General features: G+C 41.2%; 4 protein-coding genes. 1 reads left to right on the forward strand and 3 read right to left on the reverse strand.

All coding sequences use genetic code 11. The features are described 5' to 3' along the window. Nucleotides 1–826, reverse strand: an 826-nt coding sequence (locus tag AC3LHT_RS06160; RefSeq protein ID WP_488662290.1) for an alpha/beta hydrolase, incomplete at its 3' end; no start/stop codon positions are given. 54 nt (nucleotides 827–880) lie between these two features. On the opposite strand from AC3LHT_RS06160, the gene AC3LHT_RS06165 reads away from it, so the two are divergent. Continuing rightward, nucleotides 881–2,062 carry a DUF401 family protein gene (locus AC3LHT_RS06165; RefSeq protein ID WP_290644755.1) on the forward strand — a complete coding sequence of 394 codons (1,182 nt, stop codon included), beginning with the start codon at nucleotides 881–883 and terminating at the stop codon, nucleotides 2,060–2,062. Here the strand turns inward: AC3LHT_RS06165 and rbsD are convergent. Both rbsD and rbsK read right to left on the reverse strand, forming a co-directional pair. Beyond that, complete coding sequence (gene rbsD / locus AC3LHT_RS06170; RefSeq protein ID WP_290644754.1) at nucleotides 2,059–2,457, reverse strand: D-ribose pyranase; 399 nt, start codon at nucleotides 2,455–2,457, stop codon at nucleotides 2,059–2,061. The genes AC3LHT_RS06165 and rbsD overlap by 4 nt on opposite strands. Continuing rightward, on the reverse strand, nucleotides 2,454–3,353 hold the full coding sequence (gene rbsK / locus AC3LHT_RS06175; protein WP_488662291.1) for a ribokinase: 900 nt from the start codon (nucleotides 3,351–3,353) through the stop codon (nucleotides 2,454–2,456). Before rbsK ends, rbsD begins: the two co-directional genes overlap by 4 nt. Nucleotides 3,354–3,435 lie beyond the last annotated feature (82 nt).

Raw genomic sequence — 3,435 nt, forward strand, 5'->3', positions numbered from 1 at the left:
TATGGAAGGCCTGGTAAAGCTCAAAAGTTGATTTCCGGGGAATGAAAATATCAAAAAGCGCCCCAAACATCAATACCGGCTGCTTAACAAAGGGCGCATATGTCAGAGGATCGTACTCAAAACAGGAAATAGGAGCGCTTCCTAGCTCTACATGAGCATCTTTTAGGTTGTCTACAAATTTTGGGTAGTCTTTCAAATGATACGTTAAGCATTTCTTTGGATCACAGCTTTCATCTTCTTCGTACTTAACTCTCAAAACTCTCGTTGCGAAACTTTTCCAGGTAATATGATAGAAATTTCCGCCTGTTACGACAAGCGAGAGTTTTTCTGGTGTTTCTGAAAGTGAAGCGGTTATAGTGGCAATAAAACCGCCAAAGCTGTATCCCATGAGAAATAATGGTAACTTGTAATTCTTTAGATATTCTATGCAAGTAAGCGCGTCAACAACGGCGTTTTCAAACCTTCCCCGCAATTTATCACTTTCGGCTTCCATGAAAAGTTCGCCGGATTTATATCCTTTTGGTGTTCGTGAAAAGTGATAGGGTAGAACCATTAATGCCCCGTTGTAAGAAAAGTCCGGAAAGTGCTTTGCGAACCATCTTAGGTACTTCAGGTTTTTCTGACCTGTGCCATGGATGAAAAGCACGGTTCCTTTCGCGCTTTTTGAGGGATAAAATTCCAGAAAGATTTTGTTATTTTCAGGATATTCTGAAGGAAAATTCGATTTCAATATCAGTTCTTTGCCGCCATCCATAGATTTTTCGTTAATAATCTGGGGTTCTTTTGAAAATCTCAGAGCAAAAATATTTTCCTTTTGGCCTCCCATAATTATCACTCCTGTTGTATAATTCGTTATGCAAACTATTTCTAAGGTGATTCCATGACAACATTATCGGTATTTCTTGGGATTTTAGCAATGATGCTATCTCTACGCTATATAAAAGATATCACGATTTCTCTCATCATAGCAATTTTAGCAATAGGTATGATGCTTTTAATTGAACCTGTGCTGTATTATGATGCCTTTGTTAAAGAAGTGTCGGATTGGAATTTCTGGAAAGTAATGATAACGATCTTTTCCATTTATCTCCTGGGTGAAACGCTTAATCGTAGCGGTGATGCCGCCAGGTTTACTTCTGCGATTGGTAGGATATTCACCGCTCCAAGAGTTGCGATTTCTTTAATGCCAGCCACCATGGGCCTGCTTCCAATGCCCGGAGGTGCTATGTTCTCGGCGCCGATGGTTAAAGAAATGGCGCTTAGAGATCCTACCATTACAAATGAAGATTCAATGGTAACGAATTATTGGTTTAGACATTCTATGGAGTACTTTTGGCCTTTGTATCCAGCAATAGTTATAGCTTCGAGTATGGCAAATACTCCACTGAAATCGATGATTATCGGAATGCTCCCGGCGGGAATCGCAGCAATTGTCATAGGTTATCTCTATATGGTCAGGATAAGACCTGAGATCAAATTCTCTCTTGATGCCCTTAAAGAATTGCTCATTTCTTCATGGCCCATAGTCATGGTGATAGTTCTGGTTATTTTGAATCAACCGGGCTGGCTTGTAGTGCTTGCTGTATCCTTGATATATTTGTTCACAAAAAAGGATAGGCTTAAAATTTTCAAAAATTCCTTGAAGTGGAAAACCTTTTTTCTGTTGCTTGCAGTTTTTTTCTTCAAAGCTTTTGTGGAGATATCGCACATCCCCGAAACCATGAGCAATGAATTGCTTTCATGGTCTGTGCCACCGGTTCTGGTGATTATCGCGTTGCCTTTTATTATGGGAATGATGACGGGTGTTACCCAGGCATCTGTGGGACTGAGCTTTCCATTGTTGATGAGCCTTGTTGCAACGCAGGTTATGTTCCCTTCTGCCCTGCTCGCCTATACCTTTGCCGTTGCAGGGGTTTTACTCTCACCAGTGCATCTCTGTGTTGCACTCACTACCCAATACTTTTCTGTCAGCTATACGGCATTGGTGAGAAGGATAATTATTCCACTGAGTGTTTCTACCTTGGTAACTGTGTGTATTTACTTTCTTATTGTAGGCTTTTAGAAGTCTACCCCTGAAAAGAGAATGACATTGGAATAAGGTGTAGCTTCACCTGTTCTCACTATGGCTCTGGACTTTTCGAGTGCCATATGTTTGAAATCTTCGTGCTCTACATATTCAATATCCACATTCTTTAACAGTTCCAAGAGTTTTTTGTGCATTTCGGGGTTTGCTTTTATTATCTCCTTGGCCAATATAGCTCTTTCAACGACAATTTCTTCGAGGAGCGGCTGAAGAATTTCTATCAATCCCGGAAAGCCCTTTCTCATGGAGAGGTCGATAACTTTTTTCTCTTCGGAAAGTGGTAATCCGCAATCACACACTGTAATGGCATCAGTATGCCCTAGCTTGACTATAACAGCTCCAAGCTCTCTATTTATTATTCCAGTTTTTTTCATTTCTTCACCTCACTGAGAAAAGAAATTACTTCGTCCAAATATGGAAGTGAAGGCTGAGCTCCCTGTCTGGTAACAGATATGGCCGCAGCAGCACTGGCAAATTTCACGGCTTCTTTAATGTCCATTTTTCGATTCAGTGCGGTTGCAAGTGCACCATTAAAAGCATCACCAGCTGCTGTTGAGTCCACAGTATTAACCTCAAAAGCCCGAAAATCAAAAGAACCGAGTTCGCCCTTGAATATCCCGCCTTTGCTTCCAAGTTTGAGCAATACATTGCCAAATCCCATTTTTAAAAGAGCATCGACAAGCGCCTTTGGAGACATATCAGCCTTGGCTATTGCTTTGGCTTCTTCTTCATTTGGTGTTATTATGTCCACGTATTTTGAGATTTCATCGCCGATTTCAGTAGCCGGTGCTGGATCGAATATGACGAATTTTCCTGCATCCTTAAACAACTTCGCCGCTACTAAAGTCGCTGCAAAAGGAATTTCATTCTGAAGCAAGAGAAAATCTGCTTTTAAAAGCTCTTCTCTTTTAGAATTCACAAGCTCTTCCGTTAAATGAGCGTTGGCACCTGAGTAAATCACTATTCTATTCTCGCCAGAACGGGTTACCTCGATAACAGCAACTCCATTTGGTACATTGGTTGGAACGAGATGCTCTTCTAATCCCTCATCTTTTAATTTTCCAGTGATAAATTGCCCGTTGGCGTCATTACCCACACAGCTTAGGAAATAAATATCAGCCCCGAGCCTTTTAGAAGCAACTGCTTGATTTGCCCCTTTTCCACCGGGGAAAAATCGAAGTTCCTCACTTTTCTGTGTTTCACCGGGCAAAGTAAAGTGCCGTACTCGCAAAACTATATCAACGTTGTTACTACCGATTACTGCAATCATAATTATCCTCCCAAAGAAAAAATGGGGGCAAATGCCCCCATTCAGCACTTATTCTTGCATTACCAGCTTGAGATCGACAGGG

Source organism: Kosmotoga sp. (assembly GCF_982836095.1).

Bases quoted from the DNA above. Each gene is read 5' to 3' on its own strand.
- rbsD (WP_290644754.1), bottom strand. From the start codon at position 2,457: ATGAAAAAAACTGGAATAATAAATAGAGAGCTTGGAGCTGTTATAGTC.
- rbsK (WP_488662291.1), bottom strand. From the start codon at position 3,353: ATGATTGCAGTAATCGGTAGTAACAACGTTGATATAGTTTTGCGAGTA.
- AC3LHT_RS06165 (WP_290644755.1), top strand. From the start codon at position 881: ATGACAACATTATCGGTATTTCTTGGGATTTTAGCAATGATGCTATCT.